Raw genomic sequence first — 26197 nt, forward strand, 5'->3', positions numbered from 1 at the left:
GCTCTCCTTCTCCAGCACCTTCGTCAGTCTGCAGCCTGCTCTGCGAATGAATTATCTACGAGTTCCTCGTGCGCGGGTCTGCTTGTAAGCTCACCGGCTGTCGTCATGACATCAAGCAGGTTGTTCCACTCCTCCTCGTCTACTGCAGGGTCCGATGCATAGGAACCTTGCTGCTTGTAGCGGTCAATGACTTTTATTGCTATGGCTCGGTCTGTATCCTTGAAGAATGGAAGGACGACATCCGCGATCTCCTCGGCGTTATGTTCCTCGACCCACTTCTGCGCCTTATAGATTGCGTTCGTAAATTTCTGCGTCGTTTCCTTATTCGCGTCGATATAGCTCTGCTTAGTCATGAATACGGTATAAGGAAGATGCCCGCTTTCTACGCCAAAGGATGCGACAACTTGCCCCTTGCCCTCCTGCTCAAAAATCGATGCCTGAGGCTCGAACAGCTGTACATAATCGCCAGTGCCAGAGGCAAATGCTGCGGGGATATTCGCAAATTCAATATTCTGAATCAGCTCCAGATCCTTCTGCGGATCGATGCCGTGACGCTTCAATGTGAACTCGCCCGCCATCTGCGGCATGCCGCCCTTGCGCTGTCCGAGGAAAACGCTTCCTTGAAGCTGATCCCAATGAAATGCGTCCACAGCTTCCCTTGAGACCAGGAAAGTTCCGTCAGTCTGTGTCAGCTGGGCAAAATTAATGACCGTATCCTCAGCACCTTGCTGATAGACATAGATCGACGTCTCCGAGCCGACCAACGCAATGTCTATGCCCCCTGTTAGCAATGCCGTCATCGTTTTGTCCCCGCCAAAGGTCGTTGTCAGCTCCACCTGGAGTCCTTCTTCCTTGAACAGGTCCTTGGCAATCGCTACATACTCCGGCGCATAGAACAGCGATCTCGTTACCTCGCCCACTCGCACCTTCACAAGCCCCTCTTCACCATTGTCTTTGCCGCATCCCTCCAGCAGGGCGGTCATAAGCCCTGCAATTATCAGAGCAGACATTAATAGCCGTCGTATCACATTGGTTTCCTCCTGCTGCACATGTATTGTATTCCAGCCTATGCAGCAACGGAGAAATGGTGAGTACGAACGTATGTTGCAGCTGTAAGAGGATATGTGTGTATGTGACACAACAGCTAACAGCTGGAAAAAGCACACACTTCATTTGCACGAAAAAAAGCGACTCTCCAAGTATCCTCACACTCGGGAAGCCGCAATGAACCAACATTGAATCCAATCCTGCAATCTGATGATTTTCAGTCATCCACTTCTTCTGTCGCCATAAGCCTGAAAAACCTTCTTACAGCACGAAAAAGTGGAGCGAGGCACGCTGTAAGCACGAAAAAACATCTAACAGATGACATGGCATCGTGGAATCCACTTCTTCTGTAAAGTAACCCTGCAATCTGGTATCGCGATCATCGGATAACCTCTAATCTGCTACCCGATGATCACTCTGTTATCTGATAATCAATCTGCTACATGATGATCACTTTGTTATCCGATAATCAGTCTACTACCCGATGATCAGTCTGCTATCCGGTAATCAGCAATCTATAGCCGATAGATGTCGCTGTACTTCCGCTCCAGGTAGGATACCAGATAAGCGGGGTCCAGCGATTTGCCGGTAATGCTTGTAATCAGCTCGGCAGGCGTTCTTAGCTTGCCGTATTGGTAGATTTTGTCCGTGAGCCAATCTTTGATGGGATGAAGCTCTCCACGACCGACCATGTCCCATAGCGCTGGAACCTGATGTTCCATCGTATCGGTAATTTGCGCCGCATACATGTTGCCCAGCGAGTAGGAAGGAAAATAGCCAAACGCCCCTCCAGACCAATGGACATCCTGCAGGACGCCTTCGCTGTAGTTGTCCGCCACAACGCCAAGGTATTCCTTGTACTTGTCATTCCATAATGCTGGCAGCTCGGAAGCCTTCACGCCTTCATTGAACAACAGCTTCTCAATCTCGTAGCGTATAATAATGTGCAGATTGTAGGTCAACTCATCCGCTTCGATACGAATGAGCGAAGGCCGCACAACGTTGGTCGCTCGATAGAAATCCTCAACGGGCACATCCAATTGATTCGGGAACTGCTTCTGCAGGTCTCCGTAATAACGATTCCAGAACGGCTTGCTGCGGCCGATCATATTCTCCCAGAAACGAGACTGCGACTCATGAATGCCCATTGAAGTGCCCGTACATAAGGTTGTCCCTATGAGCGCCTTCATAATGTTCTGTTCATACAGCGCATGTCCACCCTCATGAATGGTACCGAACAGCGCGCTGGTCACATCACCCTCCAAGTAGCGGGTAGTAATGCGCACATCGCCCGGATTCAGGCCGGTCGCGAACGGATGAACACTCTCATCCAGCCGCCCTGAATTAAAGTTGAAGCCCATCTGCTCCAGTATGAACAGGCTGAACTTCTTCTGTGCGTCCTTCGCATAGGTTTGGTGCAGGAAGCCAGTCTCGGGCTGATGCGGCGATGCCGCTATAGCAGCTGACAGCGGAACCAGCTTCTCGCGTAATCCTCCAAACAGACGATCCAGCTCTGCTGTTGTCATTCCCGGCTCATAGGCATCCAGCAACGTATCATATCGCGTTGCTTTAGGGCCCCACAAATCGATAAACTGATTGGTATAGGTAATGATTTTGTCCAGATAGGGCTCGAACATGGCGTAATCGTTCTTCTCCTTGGCCTCTTCCCAAATCGATTCCGCCTGCGAGGTTAGCACGACATATTCCTGATAGAGCTTCGGCGGAATTTTGATGCTGCGATCATAGTCCTTGCGTGTTTCGGTTACTAATCTGCTGTGGATTTCGGTCAGTCCCGATATGACCTCCGGCTGCTCCAGCTCCGCGAGCCATTCCCCAAGCTCAGGGTCTGTTGACAGCTTGAACATCTGGCCAGAGAGCATTCCGATAGCTTCAGAGCGGGCTTCCATCCCGTTGCGGGGCGCTCCGGTGCGCAAGTCCCAGTAAAGAACACCGAGTGCTTCTTCGTAACTTTTGATCTGGCCTATGCGTTCATTAAATCTTTGCAAAACATTCTCAGCGCTTGTTGTCATTGGCTAAATCCACCTTTCCATTATTTTCTTTCCTTCAGTCTCTACTTGATCATACTTTTTGCAAAACGTATAATCAACTTTAGCCGGAAATTTACAGCATGCGATTGTGAAGGAGGATTTCATCTTGCATTTTACTTTTACCGATACGGCTGTCGAGCAGCTTTCTGCAATGTTGAAGGATGGGAATCGCAGCCTGCGCCTTAAGTATGATACGGAAGGCTGCGGCTGCGTAGTCAGCGGTGTCCCTGCACTTGAGCTCATTCAATCGCCAGATGACGATGACAAGCAGGCAGAAGGCAGTCCTTATGCCGTATGGTACGAGCCGCGTTTTGCAGTATTTTTTGAGCCGCGCCTAAGAATCGATTATAATGCGGAACGTTATTCTTTCAGTTTGAAAAGCGACAATCAAATCTACACGAACAACTTGCGAATTGTGAAGTAACAACTTGCACGGAATACAATGCAATACATATTCATTGAACATCGGGAGCCTGCTGGGAAGTAAAGATAGATAATATGGATGGAGGTTTATTTGTCATGAGCAAGCTAGAGCAGATGTTATCGTTTAATAAAGGTTTTGTAGAAAATCGGGAATTCGAGCCTTATCTAACTGACAGATATCCAGACAAGAAAGTAGTCATCGTCACCTGCATGGACACGAGACTGACCGAGCTGCTGCCTAAAGCGCTGAATCTGAAAAATGGCGATGCCAAAATCATCAAGAATGCCGGTGGAATCGTAACGCAGCCGTTCGGCAATATTATGCGAAGCATTCTCGTAGCCGTCTATGAGCTTGGCGCGGAGGAAGTCATCGTTATTGGCCATCACGAATGCGGAATGACAGGATTGAACCCTGAGACGATGATACAGCATATGAAGGAAAGAGGAATTACAGGCGATACGATCGATACCCTCCTACATTCCGGCATTAATCTGAAACGCTGGCTTACCGGCTTTGACAGTGTGCAGGAGAGCGTACTCAACAGTGTGAGCATTATTCGCAATCATCCGCTGCTTCCCCCTGGAACAGCTGTACATGGATTAATTATTGATCCGGGGACAGGCAATCTTGATCTGATGGCAGATGGCTATAAGCATCTGACTGCATAGATATAAAGGAAGAAAGAGCACTGCAATCGAGCCATATACGGCTCTCTGCAGTGCTCTATCTTTGTAATTGGAGTAAATGAGATTGCTTGTGAAGCAGCGCAGCATGACTGGTCAATGCTGCCTTGTCAATGCTGCTTTCTCTGAAGGGTTTTCGCCTCGGCCGAGGCTTTGCGCGCGGCGATGACATCGCTTCGGTCGCGCAAAGTATGCCGATTCGTAAGCGCCTCGTCCGAACTGCTCGGCGCGCCCCACTCCAACCCCTTAGTCCGGCATTCCTCCTGGCACAGTGCGACAAGCGCTGCATCGGCTAGAGGCAGTTCGAGATCAACGAATCGCTCCTGTCGTTCTATCGCGGTGATTCGCTCTGTTATGAGGCCGAGTAGTTGCCCGCCGTCCAAGCCGAGCTCTTGAAGACCCTCTTGGGCTGAGGATAGCTTCGCCAAGCATTGACGGAACATTTTGCCCGCGCCTGCGATGTTATCCCTGCGATGATGATAGGAGCCAACTGCCAATTGAATGAGACCCACCCATAGCTCGGCATATCGATCACCCGGATGCTCCTTCCAGTATTCCTCCAATATTTCATGACATTCAAAATAATCGCGTGTTGCATGGAATTCCACCAAATAATGCACATACGCCGCTGGAAACCGACTCCTGTCGCCCATCTATATCCCCCAAATCAGACCCGTTATTCACGGTAGAAGAATGAAAAGCGTGACCTTTGATTATATTAGTCGTAATTGAAGGGAAAGGCAACGCTCTGCTGCCCCCGAATCAATCAAAGGAGCAATTACTTGATGAAAAAGACGCTTATTCTTCTTGTGGCCTTCACCCTCTTCGTCGCATTGGGTGCTGGAGCCGTGGACGCAAGACCTAGAGGCGGGTTCAAATCGCCCAAGAAAAGCTATACCGAGACACCGAAGAAAAACGATGGCGTTAATCAGACAAACCCGGGCGCAAAGACACCTCCCGCAGCGGGCAGTAAGGCGAGTCGCGGCTTCTTCAGCGGCGGAAGCTTGTTCAGAGGGCTTATGATTGGCGGATTAGCCGGTCTCTTGTTCGGAGGCTTGTTCGCAAATCTAGGCTTTCTTGGCGATTTTCTCGGCTTGCTCATTAATGTGCTTGCCATCTATGTTCTATTCGTCGCTGTTCGCGGCATCTTCCGCTATTTCCGCAACAATCGCAGGCCCTCCAACCCCGAAGACCGGGGACGTTAAATGGCAGTACGGATCTATACGGATGAGATTGTTAATGCAGTCTGTCTGAATATCGCGAGCCGAAAGGGCATCCTGCCTACTGAAGTGGAGGTTCAATTGTCATGGGAAGAGGAATATGGATTTACGGCAGAAGTGTGGACGCAGGGGCGCAGCCAATATCTCGTGGAAGCCAACCTGCTGGAGGCAATTGAGCAATACATGCTCAAACAATATAATCGCCGCGTCTTCCGATCACAGATTACACTCGATGTGGATGAAGAATTTTGGGCCGATATAGCGGATTGACACATCGTCAATCTGCTTTTTTGTGCGCGGAGCTGCTGCTTCGATAATATGCAATTTTTTACGCGGAATTGCTGCTTCGATAATATGCAATTTTATGCAACTACTATTTTCGCGCAACTGCCCCCCTCTCTCAACGTCTAATAGTTTAGATTGAGAGAGGAGTGTTAGGCAGCACATGAGGAAGAATTGGAGTTTAATTATCGCTATTATGCTGGTCTTGCAAGCCAGTATAACAGTTTTCGGATCAGAATCAGCAGAGGGCCGTACATTGGATCGGACGACGAAATTCCGAGTCTATCAGAATGATCGCGCTATAAAAGAATTCAACACCTCGACAAGTGCCATTACTTATGCGAAAAGCTTGGCATACAGCCACGTCGAGAAGATCGCTGATCGGAGCTGGGTATGGGACAATCTTCCCCGCTACAAGGTGTATGAGAACGGATTCTCAACTCCTGGCCGGGAATTCGGAACGTTGAAGGAGGCCAAGGCTTTCGCTAGCAAGCTTCGTTTTGCGCAAATACGCGATCTTCAGAAGCCTGGCTGGGTCACAGGCACGTATGCGAACTATGTCATGTATCAAGGCGACAAAACATTGCCTAATTGGACGTTTGCAACGCTGGCTGAGGCGAAGAAAGCCGCCAAGGCTTACAGCAATATTCATATTATGGAGCTGGCAACGAATCAATGGATATGGGACAACCTGACTGCAGCGCAGAAGCAGGCTCAGCGAAAAGCAGCTCCCGTGTATGACGTTACGGTCGGCGGTATTTCCACCAGTGGCGGGGGCGGGCAGCTCCATTCCTTCCTGCTGGATGCTATACGCGCTTCGACGAAATTGCCGGGCAGCGCAGTTGTGAATACCGCGACTGGGCGGACCGTCCATATTCAAGCACCGACCTTCGTCGTTACCCAGAACGGCAGAGCTGTGAAATCATTCTACAGTATAGGCAGCGCGATCAAATATGCCGGCACGTTGTCTGGTGCAGCCATAACGAAGGACGGCGCTGAATGGTGGACGAATGTACCTTTCCTGAAGGTGCTGCAGAACGACCGTGCAATCCGCCATTTCCATACGCGCAAAGGGGCGGTTGATTTTGCGGCAGGCTATCGGAATGCTGTTGTCGCCTCTACAGATGGACGGGCAATCTGGAATAACAAGCAGCAATTACAGTACTTGGCTTGGAACGGTACTTCACGAACAGACACCGTGCTCGCCCAAGTCGGGCAGACACAAGGGCTGGATTATGATTCCCCCACCTGGTTCGAGCTAGCCGATGCGAGCGGTACACTTACCGACAGCTCCGATCCTGCGCTTGTTGCAGCTATGAAACAGTCAGGCATCAAGCTAACTCCGCTAGTGCATAATCAGTTTGATGCGAAAATGACCAGCGCATTTCTGCGAAATGATGAGGCTGTAGCAAAATTTATAACAACACTTATCGGTAGACTTCATACATTGGGAGTTGACGGCGTCAATCTAGACTTTGAATCGCTTGCCGGTGGAGATCGCGCCTTATATACGTCATTCGTCCGCAGCTTGACCCAAGCTGCTCACGCCAAAGGCCTGACCGTATCTATTGATCTTCCGCGCGGTGATGTCAGCTGGGATCATAAAACAGCTTATGATCATGCAGCGCTTGCGGGAATTGTCGATATGATCATGATCATGGCTTATGATCAGCATTGGAGCGGCAGCGATACAGCTGGCTCGGTCGCACAGCTCAAATGGGTTGAGGATGGAGTTAAGGGATTCCTTGCTTACGGTATTCCACGCAGCAAGCTCATGCTCGGCATTCCTTTCTATGTACGGGAATGGCGTGTGGACGCATCGGGAGCATTGGTCGACAACAAGGCGCTTATCATGAAGGAAGTGCCCCGTATAATAGCGGAAAATAATGCAAAGGGCGTCTACGATGCCGCATCAGGTCAGACCAAGTACACCTATGCCAAAAACGGCTACACGCATGTATTCTGGGCTGAGACTGCGAGTACTGTGAAGGCGCGAATTGATATCGCTGCCAAGTATGATCTGGCAGGTGTGGCAGCATGGCGTCTGGGCTACGAAAGTGCAGACCTATGGACCATGATGCTGCAGCAGAAATAGATTGCACGATGGATTGCGCAGCCGCATGCTGTATTCTTGAATTCCGTTGTGGTATGATGTTGAAAACTTGTTTCTGCCTATAGAGGCAAGCAATTTTCGCGAGAGGGGACATTCATATTTCACAGTTAAAGGAAATTCAAACCATCGAGGAATGGAATGCAGCATTTGAAGCATCCAGCCAACGTCCACTGGTCGTTTTCAAGCACAGCACGACTTGTCCAGTCAGTGCGAACGCATATAGCGAGTTCAGCAATTATTTGAAGACCAGCGCGGCGCCCAATGCGGATTATGTGCTGGTAAAGGTCATTGAATCGCGTCCGGTATCGAACCAGATCGCTGAGGACGTCGCCGTCAAGCATGAGTCGCCCCAAATTATTATGGTGAAGGATAAAGCCAAATATTGGAGCGCTACCCACTGGGCGATCACGGAAGAGCATATCCGTGCCGTATTAAACGATTAGTTTTATTGGTGAAGAAGAGCAGCTTGGGAGGACATTCCCATGGCTGCTCTTCTTGCTTTGTTCAAGTTATGCAAGTCGCACAATCGTCATTGTCGCTCCTGCCGAAACGTTGAAACCACTCGTATTTACTAGTGATAGCGTACTTGCCGGGCCTGCCGGTGTGTTGAAAATCGCCGTACCTGCCGCAGTTGCCTGCAAGCCGCCAAACGGTGAGCTGGAGAAGCTTGCAGCATTAAGCACCCCGTTAAGCGATAGCTGGAAATTCGCATTCACATTTGCTGCTATGCCTTGAATGCTGTCTACTTCGTATACGATGAGATACGTTCCTCCGCCTTCCAGAAACACCTGCGTGTCTAGTCCAGGTGACCGTGTAATACTCGTTCCATTGATCAGTACGTTCGTATTGAACGGGAACCCGTTGCCCGTCCCTACCGTTGAGAACGTCGCATCGACAAAAGCATTGTTCGCGGTGACCGTCGGACCTGTTGCGCCGGTTTCACCTGTTGCTCCGGTCGCACCTGTGGCTCCTGTCGCTCCCGTGGCTCCCGTTCCGCCTGTCGCTCCCGTGGCTCCCGTTCCGCCTGTCGCTCCCGTAGCTCCCGTTCCGCCTGTCGCTCCCGTAGCTCCCGTTCCGCCTGTCGCTCCTGTGGCTCCCGTTTCACCTGTCGCTCCTGTAGCTCCCGTTCCGCCTGTAGCTCCCGTGGCTCCCGTTTCACCTGTCGCTCCCGTAGCTCCCGTTCCACCTGTCGCCCCCGTGGCTCCGGTTTCGCCTGTCGCTCCCGTGGCTCCCGTGGCTCCCGTTCCGCCTGTCGCTCCCGTGGCTCCCGTTCCGCCTGTCGCTCCCGTTGCCCCGGTTCCACCCGTAGCTCCCGTGGCTCCCGTTCCACCTGTCGCTCCCGTGGCCCCGGTTTCACCTGTCGCTCCCGTGGCCCCGGTTTCACCTGTCGCTCCCGTGGCCCCGGTTTCACCTGTCGCCCCCGTGGCTCCGGTTTCACCTGTCGCTCCCGTAGCTCCCGTTCCACCTGTCGCTCCCGTGGCCCCCGTTCCGCCTGTCGTTCCCGTGGCTCCCGTTTCACCGGTCGCTCCTGTAGCTCCCGTTCCGCCTGTCGCTCCTGTGGCTCCCGTTTCACCTGTAGCTCCCGTTCCGCCTGTCGCTCCCGTGGCTCCCGTTCCACCTGTCGCTCCTGTAGCTCCCGTTCCGCCTGTCGCTCCCGTGGCTCCCGTTCCACCTGTCGCTCCCGTAGCTCCCGTTCCACCTGTCGCTCCCGTAGCTCCCGTTCCACCTGTAGCTCCCGTGGCCCCCGCTACCCCAGGTTCGCCACGCTCTCCCGTTGCTCCGGTCACACCCGCTACCCCAGGTTCGCCACGCTCTCCCGTCGCCCCGGTCGCTCCCGCTACCCCTGGTTCGCCCTGCTCTCCCGTCGCCCCGGTCGCTCCTGCTACCCCTGGTTCGCCACGCTCTCCCGTCACCCCGGTCGCTCCTGCTACCCCTGGTTCGCCACGCTCTCCCGTCGCCCCGGTCGCTCCTGCTACCCCAGGTTCGCCACGCTCTCCCGTTGCCCCGGTCGCCCCCGCTACCCCTGGTTCGCCCTGCTCTCCCGTGGCTCCCGCTGCTCCGGTAGCGCCTGTCCCACCGACTGCGCCCGCTGACCCAGGTTCGCCGGTCGCGCCCTTCGCTCCGCCTGCGCCTGTGGCTCCTTTTGCACCGGCAGCTCCCGTTGCTCCCTTCGAGCCAGTTGCACCCGTCGAACCTGCCGTTCCCCGAAACCCGCGTGGTCCTCTTTCTCCTGTCGCTCCGGCATCTCCTCTTGGCCCTTGTGGTCCGGGAGGACATTTGATGCAGCGTTTGACAGGTTTTTTACGCTTTTTGCAACGTTTGCGCACCGAAGACTTCTTGCATTTCACACAATAGCAGCATATCGAATTTCTTCTGAGTGCGGCTTTCCGGCAGCATTTGCACCGTTTTCGCTTGGTCTTTCGTTTTCGCGGGATATTATTTTTCTCAGGAAGATCCTCTTCCGGTTTATCTATATTGGTTAAACAGCTGTCAGCCATGACCGTCCCCCCTTTCGAAGCAAGGCTTAACTGCTAATCTTTTACATTAACTTGTCTATGCTTTAGAATCGCCTCTGCTAAAGTTTATTCATATTGGTACAAAAGGCAGCTTGGACGCCAAAAATGGTTATGCGCCTTCTAACCGTTCAACCATCCGCAAGCACCAAACATATTTCTTCTATAACAGACATAGATTTCATCAACCAATTTCATAAAAATGTTCATGTTCCAACAAGGAGTGAGACACATGCAGCCCGACATCATTTTCAGCAAAAAAGCTGCTTGGGCCATACCGCCCGTAAAAGAACAAATAACTGTGCAGCCTTCTTATGACGATGACTTTCGCTGGATTAAACAAAGGCGTGTGAAGGGAGCCTGCTGGCCTTACCGAGCTGCCAGAGAGATCGGCTGGACGATTCTATCACCGATTGATGTAGAAATTCATCCCGTATCCGAGATTCAGATCGGCGCGGAGCATGCGGAAGAAATTGCGCACATTCAACATTTGACGGGGATTCATTACTGGCAGAGAAGAGAGGACATCTATCTGGGTGTCAAACCATCTGGCTGGTTTCAGCTGCACCAATTCAAAATCGGCAGCAACTGGCATCAAATGTTTATACCGAACGGAGAAGGAACCTTTGAATGGAGAATGGGCTGGAGCGTCCAAATTCCCGATGACCACTTGCTGCTCTTCCAACCGCTTGAGAGCACAGACGCCAGCTTTGTGGTGCATCCCGGGCTGCTAACAGCGACAGGTCTGCACCGTTTCCACAGCGGCCTTGGCCTTCCCATTGCATTCGAGCCGAGACAGACCAAGCTTATTAAACGTCATGAACCATTAGCCAAAATGCTTGTGCTCCACAAGTCCGCGATGTCGTTCCGGGAGCAAATTATTGAGCCCGCTCATTCAGTTGCTGGAGAAGAGCAATAAAAGCAAAACGCCCCTCGGGAACCTCTCACGGCGCTGTGAGTGCTGATGGCTGAAAGCAGATGAGCCCTTGCGGTGGAATACATTATAAATATATTCTCATTTACTCTGGATGGACAATGTACGATTAATAGTGAATAATTAGGTTATTCTTAGATTTCGGAGGAATAACCCAATGAAGAAACTCGGAAGAAACGACGCCTGCCATTGCGGCAGCGGCTTGAAATACAAAAAATGTTGTCTGAATAAGGATGCAGAGGACAATGTCACTCGGATAACTCAGCCTGATCCGAAACCACCTGCCAACCTCATCGATGACGTGCTGACATGGCCTAACATTTTGCACCAAACGGTAGCTAATTATTTCCTTGAACATACGACAAGCTTGTATGAAACCCAAGAAATTCATTACGTCATCCGACTATGGAATGATTATGCCAACGCCATGAATCCACTCATCAAAAAAATAGGCGTATACCCTGCTGCTTTAGAGTATACTCTCTGTCAAATCTACGGTTACGCAACTACCCAAAGCGAGCTGGCCGCCAAATATGACATATCAGTCGGCACATTATCGCAAAGAGCGAATCAAATTTTCTCTTTTCTCGATGAACTTCCGCCCCAGCAGCCGAATGAATCAAGCAAGGACATCTTCACCGCTTCTGCTCCTCTTTCGCGGATAGGGATGGAGCAGGAGATGCAGCGTATTCAAGCCTTGCTCAATGAGCAAAATTTCGACTCCCTTGAAGAAGCTAACGCATTTATTCAACAAAATATGAATACAAAGCCTGCTATACCTAAAAGTCTCAGCAAATCAGAGCAAGCAACGGAGCTTCTGTATGCTGCATGGGATCATCCGAATCCGAAACAACGGATCAAGCTGGCGCAGGATGCGCTTCTCCTTGATCCCAATTGCGTTGATGCATACAACATACTCGCCGAAAGTGCGGCAGATACACCTAAAGATATGGCCTTTTATTACAAGCAGGCAATGTTGGTCGGGGAACAAAGTCTCGGCGAAGCCTGCTTCAAGGAACATAAGGGGCACTTCTGGGGCTATTTACCGACACGACCTTATATGAGAGCGAAGAAGGGCTATGCAGTAGCACAAGTCGAGTTGGGAAATATGCCAGAGGCCATTCAACATTACAATGAGCTGTTAGAACTGAATCCGATCGATAATCAGGGCGTACGTGATTTGCTTCTGACAGCCTATATCGAGACGTTGGAGTGGAAGAACGCGTCAAAGCTCATTCAACGATATAATGATGATGGCAGCGCAATCTTCAATTACAGCCGGATTCTTGTCGAATATGGGATAAATGGACAATCAACGAGACTGGCTTCACTAATTAAAAAAGCGATCACACATAATCCTTATGTTCCTGCTTATTTGCAAGGCAAGAAACGGCTCCCTCGCGAAATGCCCCAATATATGGGTTATGGAGACGATCAGGAGGCCATCGTATATGCGCATGCCAATCGCCATCTATGGATGATTCGTCCAGAACTGCTGCAGCTATTAACTGTTAAGAGATAATAGTTAGATTAGCGTTAAAAGCGAAGCCTGCCACTCCTATTAGGTGACAGGCTTCGCTTTTCTTCTAAATTTTGCGGTTAGCATTGTTAGTAATTGGGTGTACCCAAGTAGGCCTTACTCTCTTTGAATGACTCCCCAAGCTCCTTACGCTTGTTCTTGTCCATCCTTCGCTCTCTTTGGTCCTCTGAATACTGCAATCATTACAAGTACCGCGCGATAATCCGAACCAGCTTGGCAGGAAGCTCCGCTAGATTAGTAATATCCAGAAATCTATCGTGCCCATAGATTTGGTTAATGACTTCCTTGTCTTGGCATAAGAGCTTGCAGAACGGCTTGCTCCGAGGGCTCCAGCTTCTCTAATTGTACCGATGAAATCACCGGCAAAATAGCGCCAATAATATCGGATTTGTCCATATCGGCAAAACAGGTCACTTTCGTATAGGGCAGCCCCAAGTTAGCGGATAACGCTTTGGCAAGCTGCGTTTTGCCGGAACCTGCATCGCCCTCTAACAGAATATTGGCGATTTTCATTTCGCCGCGATTCCAGTTGCGCTTTATTTCGTTGCAAATACGCAGCTCCTCTTCGCTGACCTTATGAGATGCTGGCTTTTTCCAAACAAGCCCTTGTTCGATCTCAGTCAGTTGTCTTGCAGGAGAAACCGCATATTGTTCCTGAAAGTTCATAACCGTTCACCTCTTCAAAACTTTTAATACCCCATATCCTTCAAAAGGCGGGATAAAACGCGCAGCCGCTCACCGATCATCTCGCCATCGTCGCTAAGCGCCTGAGCGAACAACTTGATGTCGCTGTCAATTACCGGATTCTCTTCACAGACAGCTACACTCATCGCATCCCCCTGCAATCCAATGCGGTCAATCGTCGTGTTCTCAGGATCATACAGCTTCGGATACCGGTAGGCATCTTGAAAATGCAAGCTGCTTCGGCAAATCAGAATGGCAAGGTCAAGAACACGGTGCATAGGAAGCTCCTCCGACTGTCTGGACCATTTCTCCCCCGTGTATCGCCATACTTTGGCCGAAATATCGACCTTCCCCCGATCATTCCACTGGGCCAATCCCAGGGATAGACCCTTCGCATCCGTGTTCCCCGCATAGCGGCCGTCAACCTGCTCGTAATTTTCCGATACGATAACCGGCTTATGTTTTAACGTCGTTGGTATTTTCATTAGTACACGCTCCATTGGGAAATAGTTTAATTTCTGAATTACTAGTTTTATAATTTACTAATTTACTAATTCACTAAATATAAAGCTCATATTACGCTTCATTTTTCCGTCTGTCAATTCGGTTAATTGACCCCATGCTGCTGTAGAGAATAGAGGTTATGTCTGCCCGCGTAAAAAGCCGCCAATAGGCGACTTCTAATTCTATGTAAGTTGAACGATTGAAAGGAACTTCCAGGCTGCTGCACAGGGGAATGTTCTTATGATCGCTATTTTCTACTTCTAGTATCCATTGAGTCGCGCTATTCCACCCACTCCACGACTTCCTGCATGCATCGACGTGTCTTGTCAGCGGGGTCATGCAATCTATAGCCAAAGGCAGCCATAACAGCAACACCATAATGTTCAGGGTCCATTATTCCTTCTTCAACTAATAAATCGCTGATCTTCTCTCTGTTAAAGCCTTCAATCGGGCAAGAATCAATCCCAATCCATGCGGCAGCAGTCATCATGTTGCCTAATGCAATATACGTTTGGCGGCAGGCCCATTCGAACATCACTCTCGGATCATCTTCAATCGCAAACCCTGTTTTCAAAAAATGATCATAGGTAGTCCGCTTCCCCTCTGCAATTTCGGGCGACAGCTGCTGGACGTTCACCATCATTCTCCGAATATAATCAGAGCTTGCAACCATGTCCTTCGGCAGTCTGGAGAGAATAATCATAAAATGACTCGCTGTCGGCAATTGTCTTCTCGCTCCTGAAGCATACTCCGCTAGCTTGGCACGTATGTCCTGATTCTGCACGATGACAAATTTCCAAGGCTCAAAGCCAAACGAGCTTGGTGACAAACGGCCCGTCTCTAATATGTACTGAAAATCAGCCTCGCTTATTTTCTTATTCGGGTCAAACTCTTTCGTTGCATGGCGAAATTGAAACGCCGATAGCAGCTCATTTTTCTTAGCCTGTAGATCACTCAATGGATTAACTCCTTTATTCGTTCTTAGCTTTCACGGTTCAATAGATAGTTTAACATATTTAAACAAGCCATTCTTGAACCGGTTACAGGGTTAGAAAGAACAGGTTTCCATCGGCAGCTTCCTCTAGATTGACTTTACCGACAATAAGAACTAACATATGAACAAGTATTCATTTATTGTTGGAGGATGATGATCATGAAAGAATATCGGGTTAAAGGCTTGTCTTGCGGCAATTGCGCCCTCATGCTTGAGCATGAGATCCGGCAATTGGAGCATGGTGAAATCGCAACACTTAGCTTCAACAGCGGCAAATTGATCGTTGATGAGCGTGTGTCCTTAGATAAAGTGAAGGTTATTCTAAAAACCGATCGTGCCTACATCGAGAGAGAAAATAATGATTCCCATGAGGGACACGATCATCATGACCATGATCATAGCGAAGGTAATAAGAAGATGATCGGAATTCTCGCGGTTTCCGCTGTTATCTATTTAAGTGCGATATTGGTGGACGGCCAAGCGGCGGCTTCTACCGTCATTTTGCTTTACCTGATCGCGACCGTGCTAAGCGGCTATTCCACATTCATGAAGGGTCTTAAAAATCTATTCCGGCTAAAGTTCACTATCGACACGTTGATGACGATTGCCCTTGTAGGTGCCGTTTCCATCGGAGAATGGAAAGAAGCGACGCTAGTCGCTATTTTGTTCGGATTAAACGAGCTGCTGGAAGGTCTCGGCATGGAGAAAGCCCGCCGTTCTATGGAAACCTTGCTCAAGGTCGCTCCCAAGGAAGCAACCAAGCTGGAGAACGGCATCGAAGCCGTTGTCCCTATTGCCACACTCCAAGCAGGCGACATCGTTGTTGTTAAGCCGGGAGAAAAGATTCCATCCGACGGTTCTGTGTTATCCGGCAGCAGCTCAGTCAATGAATCGGTCATTACCGGTGAATCCCTCCCTGTTGAGAAGGCGGAGGGTGAATCCGTATTCGGCGGAAGCATCAATAACGAAGGCGTGCTCCGGGTCCGTATCAACAAAGCTTATCAGGATTCCTCATTGGCAAAAATATTGCATTTGGTCGAAGAAGCTCAGGAAACGAAAACGCCAACGGAGCTATTCATCAACAAATTCGCCAAATATTATACGCCGCTAATTATGATCGTCGCTGCGCTTGTCATCGTGTTCCCTCCCCTTTTTCTCGGGGGCGATTGGACAGAATGGTTGTATCAGGGCCTCGCCGTCCTGATCGTCGGTTGCCCATGCGCTTTGATCTTATCTTCTCCAATCGCTATAGTAGCGGGAATTACACGCAATGCGCGCAACGGCATATTGATTAAAGGCGGCATGTTCCTCGAACAGTTAGGCAAGCTGGATACAATCGCTTTTGATAAAACCGGGACGTTGACGAAGGGTGAGCCCCATGTCGAGAAATCCGTCGTTTATGACGAGCAGAGATTCCTTGCAGTAGCCGGCGCCATCGAGAAATCGTCCACCCACCCGCTCGCTAAAGCGATCATGAAAGAAGTAGCCCGTCATGGAATTGAAATTAAAGAAGCGGAAGACATTCAGGCCGTCTCAGGTCGCGGTATTGTGGCAACTTACGAAGGAAACAAATATTGGCTCGGCAACGAAGGAAGCATGGCGCATCTTTCGATTCCAAGTGAGGTGCAATCTACGATTGAGCAGCTTAAGGAAAGCGGACTAACACTCGTTCTTGTAGCAGATGAGAAGCAAGTGATTGGGATGTTCGGAATCTCTGATGAAATTCGTGAGGAGAGCAGAAGCGTAATAGCTGCCTTGCATCGAACTGGCGTCCGCCATACCGTTATGCTGACGGGCGATCATCAGAAGACGGCGGAGAAAGTAGCATCGGCAGTTGGAGTTACGGCGTATTATGGAAACTTGCTGCCAGAAGATAAAGTGGCGCAAGTCAAGCGGCTTGCCGAGCAAGGCAATGTCGGCATGGTCGGTGATGGCATCAATGATGCGCCAGCCCTTGCATCCGCGCAGCTCGGCATTGCGATGGGTAAAGGTACAGACAGCGCTATAGAAACTGCTGATATCGTACTCATGCAGGATCACCTTGGCAAGCTGCCGGAAGCAATACGAGTAGCCAGGCGCGTGAATCGCATTATCCGTTTTAATATCGGTGTTTCCTTGGGACTTAAGCTTATTGCCTTACTCCTGACCATTCCCGGCTGGTTAACGCTATGGGTGGCTATTCTGTCCGATATGGGAGCGACTATTTTCGTTACTTTGGTGAGTTTGACGATTCTTGTTGAAAGAAAATTGATGGAGTAGTTTTGAAACGGGAAAAGACCAGAAAATGCAAAACGGAAGGCGGGCAACCACCTTCCGTTTCACATGAAATAACTGTATTTACTTTTGCCTGATTCAGCCATCATTTCTTCGTTTTTTTCTTAGAAATGTACTGATAATATAAAAAAATAGGATTATTCCATTCACTGCAATCAAATATTCAGCATCATCAAAAAATAAGCTTATAACAAAAGCTACAATACCGCCAATTATTATTATAACCGAATTCTCAACAACTCTTTTTAAACTTTTCAAGTCTCTAATTATCCTGTACATCCCAAAAATCAACAAGAGACCATACAACACGATGAGGAATAAATACATGGTTCTCCCTCCTACCAGCAGCAATTAACCCGCCGATTCCTAACTAAATTGCAGGAATTCCACCTGTATCATTACTAGAACGATTAACATTATTATTTACAATACCCTTTTTTAAAAGGCTTGCCTCTTTTTTAATCCCATCAATATAGAAATCATTATTTTTATCGGTAAAAATAGTAGCTTTTATCAATAGTATTTTTGAACACTTCACCATATTCCTCTTTAAATTCTGGGTTCGCACTTCTTGCCTGCAAAATCGAACTACTCCCTAACGTAAATAACAATACCATAACCAGAACTGAATTAACCAATTTCACCCTCATAATAAATTCGCCTCCATAAATCAAAACACCATAAATCACCATCCCCTTGACAAAAATAAAAGATCATCATAGAATAATGTCAGTAACTACTGACAGACATATTGAGGGGTGATGACGTGGATGGCCGCAAGCAAGTAACCGGTGATCGTTTGCTTCTAGCTGCTATTGATCTGATATCAGCGAAAGGCTACAACGGTGTTACAACAGAAGAGATCGCTACGACCGCTGGCCTTACCGAGAAGACGCTGTTCCGGCACTTCGGGACCAAGCTGAACCTTCTCGAATCCGCATTCGAGCGATTCCACTACGCAGAAGAGATGAAAATTCTTTTTAAGGAAAAGCTGGAATGGGAGCTGGAAGCAGATTTGCTTACCATTTGCAGGGCCTATCACGAGATCATGAATCGTGACCGCAAGCTTGTCTTGATTAGTCTGAGGGAACAGGTGCTTTTGCCTGAATTTAAAAAACGCATGCATCAGCATCCCTTGCAGCTTCTGGACGTTTTGACAAACTATTTTGTCGAGATGGGCGAACGGGGCAGAATGATTCGCGCGAATCCGCGTATGCATGCTTTTACATTCATGATGGCTCATTTCGGCGCTTTCATCAATGATCTGGACTCCGGCAGGAATTATCCGGACATTACGCTCGAACCGTTCATACTGGAGAGCGTAAAGCTTTTTGCCAGGGCGTTAACTCCCTAGTTTTTTTATCAGCTTAATAGCGTTTCAACAACTACAATTAGGAGGAAGAACACGATGCGTCAACAGGCTAACAAAGCAACATCGCGAGTAGAAGGACAAGCATTAATTATTGAGCGTATTTTCGAAGCGCCGCGCGAGCTGGTGTGGGATGCTTGGACAAAGCCGGAACATGTGTCCCGCTGGTGGGGTCACGGCGGAGTCCCCCTCCATGCCTGCGAGATCGATTTGCGAATGGACGGCACCTACCGATATGTTCAGTTAGGTCCGGATGGCACTGAGTTTCCTGTCATCGGCGCGTATCGCGAAATCGTGAAGCCCGAGCGACTGAATTATACGATGATTTTTGACATGGCTCCGTATAACGAGCATGAATCTGTCATTTTCGACACGTTTGAACAACTTGAAGACGGTAACACTAAATTGACGATGCGCACAGAATACGCCTCTGCTGAAGCCCTTCAAGGCTCGCTAGCTTCCGGCGCTGAGCAAGGCGCCATTGCATCCATGGAACGTTACGCCGAATATTTGACCAAGTTGCAACAGGAATTATAATATCCCATTCATATAGGAGAGGAAGTGTTGAGAATGAACCCGGAAGTATCCACATTTATTGAAAATCTGGCCTCGCCATGGCAAATTGAATTGTGTGGCCAGCTTCGGCAAATGGTCCATGAGACGATTCCCGGAGTGGAAGAGAAAATCCAATACAAGAAACCTCATTTTCTAAAAAACGGGCAATTCGCTGCCGTCATTTCGCCTTCGAAGGATGCAATTGCATTTATGATCATGAACACGGCCGGCATGACGTTTCCGAAAGGCTTCGAAGGGCCAGCCGAACGGAAGTGGATCAAGCTGCGCGAAGGAGATCAACCGGATCTGGCCCAATTGTCCGGCTATCTGAAGCAAGCATCCGAGTCGCTGTAATTGGGCAATCAGCAATTAAGTCCAAATAAAAAGTTGGAGGGAAAACGTAACGTTTCCGCTCCAACTTTTTTTGTGGCTTTGCTTTTGTAGGTAAGTAGCGCTGCGGAACAAAGCACTGTGTCATTTTACAACATCAAATATTCAACACATCCAAATCAAAAGCACTATCGTACCCTTTACAATCAAAAAAGCCTTCTGAAATGATCTCCGAAGCCTCTGCCATCATAATAACTGAGTAATCATTCCCTTGCATACTAATCCCATTCCTCACGCATCCGACGTACTTCCTCCTGAAGTTCTTTAGCTCGTGCAGGAGTCAACACTCCCGCAGACTCCAGTATATCATCGATCGCGTAATCATCTTCCATCTCAATCGTTTCGTTATCAAGATCTATCGTAACTTTTCTGTCGGTGACGTTCATCTTGGCTAACAGAAATTTCAATTGAATTGCCGTTTCCTTATCCATTTTCTTAGGAATCATTCTCTGCACCTCCCCTATGCAAGAAAAGCCCTTAGGGATAAATCCTTAGGAGCTTACTTACATAGTTTGTACCGACGAGAGAATTCGAACTACACCCGTTAGGACTCGATTTTGAGTCGAGCGCGTCTGCCATTCCGCCACGCCAGCTTATTCAATTAACGGTACAATACTATTACAAATCAAGCAATAAAAACAATTTCATAACTTTCTTGACTTGAGTGGGAAAAACCCTTGAGGGACAAGGGAGGAGGGCATTTTGAGGAGTTCAAAAAACACTGCGTATAATCTGGTGCTATGCGAATCAGTCCCTGTATCGTCCTTTTGGGTTTGCATACTCCTACCCTTTACTAGGGAATATACATGTGATGAGCGCATAGAAATTTATCGTAAATAAGAAATCGTCTATGGAAATAACTAACCGCTTTCCGATACTCCCCGTCAAAATACACCGCAAACCCAGCCCAGCAGTTATATCCTTCACATTTATCACGAAAAATTCACTACCAACGGGAGTTGAGCCTCCATCAAATTCAGGCAGCGTCTTAGTTGGATCAATATATCGTTTAAGCGTCCCTATTCGCTCTGTATCCATCAAAAATAACTATAACTGAGACTTGCACGCTCATCATAATTTCCCATTATCATCCAGTCCTAATAAGTAATCCACGCTCACCTTATGAAATCGAGATAGTTTAATCAGAATCTGAGTAGGAATATCCAGTTCCCCGCTCTCATAACGAGAATAGGTTGCTTGTGTAACATTCAAAAAATCAGCCATTTGCTGCTGTGTCATATCTTTATCTTCACGTAAATCTCTAACTTTTTTATACATTTCCATCACCCAAAACCATTCTATGATATACGGTTTTTGCATATTGACTTTTATGCATTTTTCGTATATTTTTAGGTGGAAGCAATGACAGACACACCTTCTAGGCGTGTCTGTCATCAAATATTGCTATTGCTTAGGTTTGCGTTCATATGGTTTTGCACTTTCCGTCAGTCCTAATAAGTAGTCGACGCTCACCTTATGAAATTGGGATAGTTTAATTAGGACCTGAGTGGGAATGTCCAGCTCCCCTCTCTCATAACGAGAATAAGTTGCTTGTGTAACATTCAAATAATCAGCCATTTGCTGCTGTGTTATATCTTTGTCTTCACGTAAACCTCTAATTTTTGTATACATGTCCATCACCCAAAACCATTCTACGGTATGCGGTTATTGCATATTTATTTTTATGCATTTTTCGCATATCTAATTTGAAGCGTTGTCATCAATGAATGATTCCGACTCTCGCAGAGCTACATATACATCCACAAAAACTCAAAATAAATCACCCTTCCCACAGAAAGGAACGATCCCAAATGAAAACCATCTTAGAAGAACTCTACAATGACAATTTGCTTCTAAGCGCACATGCTGCTACTAAGGACCCGCAGTATCGCATTTCCGGGAATAAGATTAATGAAGAAATGGACAAATGGAAAACGAAATTATCCAAAGATGACTATGACAACCTCATTGATTTATTGGACCTGCACGCTCAAATACACGACATGGATACAACCGCATCATTTGCTTACGGCTTCAAGCTAGGCGCGTCGATCATGCTGGAAGTGCTTGATGGGAAAAGCGAGCTTATTCGGACGAAATGAATGAAAGCATCGGAAGCCGACTTTAATTCATATCGTATAAAAAAACGCCGCCCTCCAAGGGTGACGTTAACGGCCAATGATAAACAGCGGAACGAACCGCCATTTTCAAACATTTTCAACTAAATATCGTTACCTGTTTACCATCATAATGCGCGTAACCTATACCCAGTAGCTGCTGCTCCACCGATTCTCCATCCAAATCATATATATACACTATCTGCTGATTAGCATTCTCTAACCATTTATAGGTGAGAATGAAATGTTTATCGACAGCAAGTATCTTCTCGTTTGAGGTCAAAATCACCAGAAATTGATTTGTACGCAAATCCAACACCGCAAATCTTTCATCATCAAGTGTTTCGATCGAATAAAGCTCCCCGTCGATATAAACAGGGCTGCTCAGGATCGATTCATGCTCGAATAGCGTTTTTTTACCCGAATGGATGTCGTATTCTACTCTTGTTGTTGTCTTATTTTCAAAGTCCACCATCGTGTAGTCCATCTTTGTTCCATGATCGCCATATGAAATAATCGTCCTATGCAGAGCACATCTCTCTATAATTTGCTTGTCCGTCACTTCAAGGGGCAATCCTGATTTTAACCTGCGGAAAAAGCTGTCCCGATCGAAAATCACCACATGTTCCATTAACTTGTCCTCTAGGTCACGCCAACTTTCCCTATTTTCCCAAATCTCGTATTTCTCTGTCCAGTGAAATCCGCCTATTATAAGTGCAATTTCTTCTTTTCCGGGAGTGAGTTGCGTACTTTTCATCGTCATAAATGATTCGATTCTGCATAAAGTGTCGATGCCAAAATCAGGTGCAATGCTGTAATAGGTTTGTTCATCAAAATCAATGAGCAGCATATGCGTAGTCTCATAAGTGCGCGTAGTCGAGCATCCGACCAGACAATAACGATCGTCGATCCCCTGCATCACTGTTCGATATACGTTTAATCCTCCAAGAACCTCGGTTAACGATACTGCAATTTCTGAGGAACGAACAGGACAGAATTCTACTCTATGAATATGCAGAAACGCTTTCTCATGTGAAAACCGAGCATAGTAGAATTCCTTGTTGCCAAACTGTCGAGAGAAGTCTTCTGCCGGATAAGGGAGATCGTACGTTTCAACGGTATTAGAAGTGGTGTCGTGAATGATAAACTTCATATTAATAAATCCTGCAATTTTATCATCCGAGTCGTCATTATCCAAATAATAGATGTTTTTGTCCCCATCGTTCGTTACGAAGAAAACACTCTTATTATAAAATCCATTCACTCGTAAAATATTGACCATAATCAAAACCTGCCTTGGCTATTAATTTGCGGAGACGGGAATAGTGAAAGACACCGTGGTCCCCACGCCGATCTTGCTTTCAATATGCAAGCCTTGTCCATACAACCGCGTCAATCGGCTATGCGTATTCAGCAGCCCGATCCCACGCTTTTCTTTGCCTGCCGGACTTAGCAATGTACGAATCTGCTCGTCATTCATGCCATTGCCCGTATCGGATATGTTAAAATGGACGGCGTCCGCTTGCCGATCAATCCGAATGTGCAGCGTCCCACCATTCATCAGCTTCAGAATGCCGTGCCGGACCGCATTCTCCACCAGTGGCTGTATGGTAAGCGGCGGGATCAGCATATTCATATCGGCATTCACTTCCCATTCCACCAGCAATCTCTCCTCGAAACGCTGTTGCTCGATATACAGGTAGTCCTCCACCAGTTGCAGCTCTCGTGACAGCGGCACCAGCTTGCCTGCGGTCAAGAAGTCGAAGCTGATGCGTAAGTATGACGTGAATGCCTCCGCAAGCTCCTTCATTTTCTCCGTATCGATTTCACTAAGCGCCAGAATCGAGTTTAATGCATTAAAGAGAAAGTGCGGGTGAATCTGCGCCTGCAAATAAGCAGCCTCCATGCTCAGTCGATCATTGACCGCATGCTTCAACGACGAGAGCGACCAAGCGCGGTACTTCAACTCCAATCCGTCTACAGGCTTGGTCACATAATCGTTTGCTCCGGCCAAGAACCCTGCATAGATATCCTCCGGCTCGCCCCTGGCTGTCAGCAGAATGATAGGCAGCTCATACAATGTAAATCGCTGACGGATCAGCCGCGTCAATTCATACCCTGACATGCCAGGCATCATGACATCCGCGATAACGAGATCCCACTGCTCCTGCTGCAGCTTGTCCAACGCTTCGCGCGCGGAATACGCGGTTTCTACATAATAGGCTTCCGTTGACAGTATGCTGAGCAGCACCTTCAGATTGACCGGATCATCATCAACGGCCAGCACACGAATTCGATCGGCTCCTGTTGAAGGGATCGGAACCCGTTCAACCTCCTGCATATGATAGCCGGCTGCTGCCATAGCTGTTGTTTCTGCTATGATCTGCGCCCTGATATATGCCAGCGAGTCCGCATCATTCTCTGTACGGGCAGGAACGGCTGACTGCTGTCTCTCCTCCAGCACGGACAATTTGAAGCTGAACACGCTGCCCTTGCCCGGCTGCGATTGCACGATCAGCTCACTGCCGTGCAGCTCGACCAGCTCCTTGCAAATGCTGAGTCCAAGTCCGATGCCTCCCCCGCCGAAGGTCCCTTGCTCATACGGCATGAACGCGCGCTTTTGCATCGCTTCATCCATACCTGACCCCGTATCCTTAACCTGTATCCATACTTGCCCGTTGCGCAGCTCTGCTGCCAGCTCGACAGTTCCTTCCTCTGTATATTTAATTCCATTATGCACCAAATTAATAAGAATCTGCACCAGACGCTCTTCGTCTGCATAGACGAATGGCAAATCATCCTTCATGCGCAAGCGCAGCTCCACCTTGGTCCCATCGGTCAAGAACCGCAGCATATCCAGCACCCCGGCAGCCAGCGACTGCACCTGCACCGCCGTCATGCGCACCGAAATTCTTTTATCCTGAAGCCGCACCACATCAAGCAGATCATTGAGCATAAGCGACATCCGGCGGCTGACCATTATAAGCAGCTCCATATCGCGCTGACTCTGTTCATCCAGCTCATGCTTCTTCCTGCCAAGCACACTCTGGGCAATGTTCATAATACCGTGCAGCGGCGTGCGCAGCTCATGCGACGTATTGGCGAGAAACCGGTCCTTCACCCTGTTCGCCTCAGCCAATTGCCTGTTGAGCAGCTCGTTTTCGTTGGAATGTTGAAAATATCTCTTGAACCAATATGCCGAGAAGCTTGTAATAGCAGCCAACAAATCGACGGGGTAAAACATGAACTGCGCCGTTCCCGCATAATACACTGTTCCCCACAAAATATTGTTGATTACGCAAACGACGGAGAACAAAAGAAACAAAGCGCCTTCCGTTCTGTTGTATACCATTTTCATGAAATAGTAGGCAGTCCAGAATAATGGAACGTAATACAGCAGCATATAGAGTTCTATTTCAAGCGAATACAGCACGATCTTTGAAGGACCAACTGCAAGAAACAGCGAATAAGCGATAAGCAGAAGGAAGTAGCTGTACAAAATAATGCCCTTGCGCTTGGCGCCGATCAGCACTCTTCCCATCAGCAGGAGAAAGAAGGAGAACCACATGTACGCGTAAGCTTTCAGCTTCACCATCCAGGCAAAATCGGAGTCGATCCACAGGAATAGAAGCCCGTTGTGATAGACGGCAATCGTCATGGCCGCCGCCACCATCATCAGGCAAAACATAATAAATTCGGTTTTACGCACATTCATGAAATAAATAATAAGCGCGTACAGCGCATGAAGCAGCAAAATTACGGTTACGATCATCTGCAGCGCAATGGAATACAAATATTTCTTGTTAACCTCTTCCTCCATACCGAACTGTACAGACCGAATGATGCCGCCCTTCATTGGCGACTCATGGTTCGACACCCGCACGAACAGATTCAGCTCAAGCTGATCCTCTTGCTCATAGCTGACCTGGAATGATCTGGTTTCGGATACATGCCCTTCCCGCTCTTCGGCAAGCACGCCGAACCCGGCAAGCACCTTGCCGTTGATCTCCACCTGGGATGCGGTATAGATCGCCTGGAACCAAATGCCAAGCGGCTCAGACATTGGGCGATCCAGCAGAATACGCACATGATAGGTTCCGTACCCGTAGGATTCCTTCATTGCAGGATCATCTACAGCATCCCAGTAGCCCGGAACCTGCAGCGGTTGTCCGCGCGAAGCAGCTCCGATATTGGATGCGCCTATCCATTGCCCGGGGTAGAACATCCACTCCCCGTCCATCGGGAAGGAGATGGACTGCGCAATATTTACGCCCCGCAAATCCAGCACGCCCTGCTTAACAGTCGGCGGATTGGGCGACGTCAGCCAGTCATGCCAAGTCCAGCGCACTGCGACCAGCAAAAGAATGAACACTATTAAGTAGAGAACATGGTTAAGCTTAATCGCGTTTTTCGAAGTTTTCATAGTTGCCCCATCCGTCAGACTAGTGTGTTAGTAGTTTATGTCCCAGCATTATAGTCTCTATATCGACTATATTTCGATAATTA

General features: G+C 48.4%; 25 protein-coding genes, 1 tRNA gene and 1 pseudogene. 13 read left to right on the top strand and 14 right to left on the bottom strand.

Annotated features, from left to right (window positions below; translation table 11 throughout):
• Positions 1–23: 23 nt before the first annotated feature.
• Both L6H65_RS03025 and L6H65_RS03030 read right to left on the bottom strand, forming a co-directional pair.
• Positions 24–983, bottom strand: coding sequence for an ABC transporter substrate-binding protein (locus L6H65_RS03025; RefSeq protein ID WP_236339114.1), 960 nt, complete (start codon positions 981–983; stop codon positions 24–26).
• A gap of 579 nt (positions 984–1562) precedes the next feature.
• A complete protein-coding gene (locus L6H65_RS03030; RefSeq protein ID WP_236338902.1) occupies positions 1563–3077 on the bottom strand; it encodes a carboxypeptidase M32 in 1515 nt (504 codons plus the stop codon).
• A gap of 124 nt (positions 3078–3201) precedes the next feature.
• On the opposite strand from L6H65_RS03030, the gene L6H65_RS03035 reads away from it, so the two are divergent.
• Positions 3202–3519 carry an iron-sulfur cluster biosynthesis family protein gene (locus L6H65_RS03035; protein ID WP_236338903.1) on the top strand — a complete coding sequence of 106 codons (318 nt, stop codon included), beginning with the start codon at positions 3202–3204 and terminating at the stop codon, positions 3517–3519.
• Positions 3520–3614: 95 nt separating this feature from the next.
• Positions 3615–4187: a beta-class carbonic anhydrase gene (locus tag L6H65_RS03040; RefSeq protein WP_236338904.1), complete on the top strand. Its 573-nt coding sequence runs from the start codon at positions 3615–3617 to the stop codon at positions 4185–4187.
• A 125-nt stretch (positions 4188–4312) separates the two neighbouring features.
• On the opposite strand, the gene L6H65_RS03045 is transcribed toward L6H65_RS03040, so the two are convergent.
• On the bottom strand, positions 4313–4855 hold the full coding sequence (locus tag L6H65_RS03045) for a DUF309 domain-containing protein (protein ID WP_236338905.1): 543 nt from the start codon (positions 4853–4855) through the stop codon (positions 4313–4315).
• 132 nt (positions 4856–4987) lie between these two features.
• Between L6H65_RS03045 and L6H65_RS03050 the strand changes: the two genes are divergently transcribed.
• The 4 genes from L6H65_RS03050 to ytxJ all read left to right on the top strand — a co-directional run bounded on the left by L6H65_RS03050 (position 4988) and on the right by ytxJ (position 8260).
• The gene (locus tag L6H65_RS03050) at positions 4988–5407 is read left to right on the top strand and encodes a hypothetical protein (RefSeq protein WP_236338906.1); all 420 of its coding nucleotides are present in this window, start codon (positions 4988–4990) and stop codon (positions 5405–5407) included.
• Positions 5408–5692, top strand: a complete 285-nt coding sequence (locus L6H65_RS03055) for a YxcD family protein (RefSeq protein ID WP_236338907.1) — start codon at positions 5408–5410, stop codon at positions 5690–5692.
• Positions 5693–5867: 175 nt separating this feature from the next.
• Positions 5868–7799 (top strand): glycosyl hydrolase family 18 protein, encoded by a 1932-nt coding sequence (locus L6H65_RS03060; protein WP_236338908.1) that lies wholly within the window; start codon positions 5868–5870, stop codon positions 7797–7799.
• A 116-nt stretch (positions 7800–7915) separates the two neighbouring features.
• Entirely contained in the window at positions 7916–8260 is a 345-nt protein-coding gene (gene ytxJ / locus L6H65_RS03065) for a bacillithiol system redox-active protein YtxJ (protein WP_219871557.1), read from the top strand.
• Positions 8261–8326: 66 nt separating this feature from the next.
• Here the strand turns inward: ytxJ and L6H65_RS03070 are convergent, their stop codons facing one another.
• Positions 8327–10144: a collagen-like domain-containing protein gene (locus L6H65_RS03070; protein WP_236338910.1), complete on the bottom strand. Its 1818-nt coding sequence runs from the start codon at positions 10142–10144 to the stop codon at positions 8327–8329.
• Between the two features lie 418 nt (positions 10145–10562).
• Here L6H65_RS03070 and L6H65_RS03075 point away from each other — a divergent pair, with 418 nt between their 5' ends.
• Both L6H65_RS03075 and L6H65_RS03080 read left to right on the top strand, forming a co-directional pair.
• The gene (locus tag L6H65_RS03075) at positions 10563–11249 is read left to right on the top strand and encodes a hypothetical protein (RefSeq protein WP_236338912.1); all 687 of its coding nucleotides are present in this window, start codon (positions 10563–10565) and stop codon (positions 11247–11249) included.
• A gap of 172 nt (positions 11250–11421) precedes the next feature.
• A complete protein-coding gene (locus L6H65_RS03080) occupies positions 11422–12786 on the top strand; it encodes an SEC-C metal-binding domain-containing protein (protein ID WP_236338913.1) in 1365 nt (454 codons plus the stop codon).
• A 300-nt stretch (positions 12787–13086) separates the two neighbouring features.
• Here the strand turns inward: L6H65_RS03080 and L6H65_RS03090 are convergent.
• The 3 genes and pseudogenes from L6H65_RS03090 to L6H65_RS03100 form a co-directional block, all read right to left on the bottom strand.
• Positions 13087–13470, bottom strand: a pseudogene (locus tag L6H65_RS03090) (AAA family ATPase); the annotation flags it as partial.
• 23 nt (positions 13471–13493) lie between these two features.
• A complete protein-coding gene (locus L6H65_RS03095; RefSeq protein ID WP_236338914.1) occupies positions 13494–13973 on the bottom strand; it encodes a DUF6530 family protein in 480 nt (159 codons plus the stop codon).
• A gap of 299 nt (positions 13974–14272) precedes the next feature.
• A complete protein-coding gene (locus tag L6H65_RS03100; RefSeq protein WP_236338915.1) occupies positions 14273–14950 on the bottom strand; it encodes an NAD(P)H-dependent oxidoreductase in 678 nt (225 codons plus the stop codon).
• A gap of 195 nt (positions 14951–15145) precedes the next feature.
• Between L6H65_RS03100 and L6H65_RS03105 the strand changes: the two genes are divergently transcribed.
• Complete coding sequence (locus L6H65_RS03105) at positions 15146–17245, top strand: heavy metal translocating P-type ATPase (protein WP_236338916.1); 2100 nt, start codon at positions 15146–15148, stop codon at positions 17243–17245.
• Between the two features lie 385 nt (positions 17246–17630).
• Here the strand turns inward: L6H65_RS03105 and L6H65_RS03110 are convergent, their stop codons facing one another.
• Positions 17631–17777 carry a hypothetical protein gene (locus tag L6H65_RS03110; RefSeq protein WP_236338917.1) on the bottom strand — a complete coding sequence of 49 codons (147 nt, stop codon included), beginning with the start codon at positions 17775–17777 and terminating at the stop codon, positions 17631–17633.
• A 249-nt stretch (positions 17778–18026) separates the two neighbouring features.
• On the opposite strand from L6H65_RS03110, the gene L6H65_RS03115 reads away from it, so the two are divergent.
• From L6H65_RS03115 to L6H65_RS03125, 3 genes are read left to right on the top strand one after another with little or no spacing between them, the layout of a single operon-like run.
• Positions 18027–18614: a TetR/AcrR family transcriptional regulator gene (locus L6H65_RS03115; RefSeq protein WP_236338918.1), complete on the top strand. Its 588-nt coding sequence runs from the start codon at positions 18027–18029 to the stop codon at positions 18612–18614.
• Between the two features lie 54 nt (positions 18615–18668).
• The gene (locus L6H65_RS03120; RefSeq protein ID WP_236338919.1) at positions 18669–19166 is read left to right on the top strand and encodes an SRPBCC domain-containing protein; all 498 of its coding nucleotides are present in this window, start codon (positions 18669–18671) and stop codon (positions 19164–19166) included.
• A 33-nt stretch (positions 19167–19199) separates the two neighbouring features.
• The gene (locus tag L6H65_RS03125) at positions 19200–19538 is read left to right on the top strand and encodes a DUF1801 domain-containing protein (RefSeq protein WP_236338920.1); all 339 of its coding nucleotides are present in this window, start codon (positions 19200–19202) and stop codon (positions 19536–19538) included.
• Positions 19539–19792: 254 nt separating this feature from the next.
• Here the strand turns inward: L6H65_RS03125 and L6H65_RS03130 are convergent, their stop codons facing one another.
• The 4 genes from L6H65_RS03130 to L6H65_RS03145 all read right to left on the bottom strand — a co-directional run bounded on the left by L6H65_RS03130 (position 19793) and on the right by L6H65_RS03145 (position 21212).
• Positions 19793–20020 (bottom strand): hypothetical protein, encoded by a 228-nt coding sequence (locus L6H65_RS03130; protein WP_236338922.1) that lies wholly within the window; start codon positions 20018–20020, stop codon positions 19793–19795.
• Positions 20021–20089: 69 nt separating this feature from the next.
• Positions 20090–20167: transfer RNA gene (locus L6H65_RS03135), tRNA-Leu, on the bottom strand.
• A 478-nt stretch (positions 20168–20645) separates the two neighbouring features.
• Positions 20646–20852: a helix-turn-helix domain-containing protein gene (locus L6H65_RS03140; RefSeq protein ID WP_236339115.1), complete on the bottom strand. Its 207-nt coding sequence runs from the start codon at positions 20850–20852 to the stop codon at positions 20646–20648.
• Positions 20853–20978: 126 nt separating this feature from the next.
• On the bottom strand, positions 20979–21212 hold the full coding sequence (locus L6H65_RS03145; protein WP_371877630.1) for a helix-turn-helix domain-containing protein: 234 nt from the start codon (positions 21210–21212) through the stop codon (positions 20979–20981).
• 173 nt (positions 21213–21385) lie between these two features.
• Between L6H65_RS03145 and L6H65_RS03150 the strand changes: the two genes are divergently transcribed.
• Entirely contained in the window at positions 21386–21676 is a 291-nt protein-coding gene (locus tag L6H65_RS03150; protein ID WP_236338925.1) for a DUF6809 family protein, read from the top strand.
• 115 nt (positions 21677–21791) lie between these two features.
• On the opposite strand, the gene L6H65_RS03155 is transcribed toward L6H65_RS03150, so the two are convergent.
• Together L6H65_RS03155 and L6H65_RS03160 are read right to left on the bottom strand one after the other, a co-directional pair.
• Positions 21792–22973, bottom strand: coding sequence for a hypothetical protein (locus tag L6H65_RS03155; protein ID WP_236338926.1), 1182 nt, complete (start codon positions 22971–22973; stop codon positions 21792–21794).
• Positions 22974–22994: 21 nt separating this feature from the next.
• Positions 22995–26114, bottom strand: a complete 3120-nt coding sequence (locus L6H65_RS03160; RefSeq protein WP_236338927.1) for a hybrid sensor histidine kinase/response regulator — start codon at positions 26112–26114, stop codon at positions 22995–22997.
• Positions 26115–26197: the final 83 nt, after the last annotated feature.

The sequence above is a fragment of the Paenibacillus plantiphilus genome, assembly GCF_927798095.1.
Taxonomy (GTDB): domain Bacteria; phylum Bacillota; class Bacilli; order Paenibacillales; family Paenibacillaceae; genus Paenibacillus_Z; species Paenibacillus_Z plantiphilus.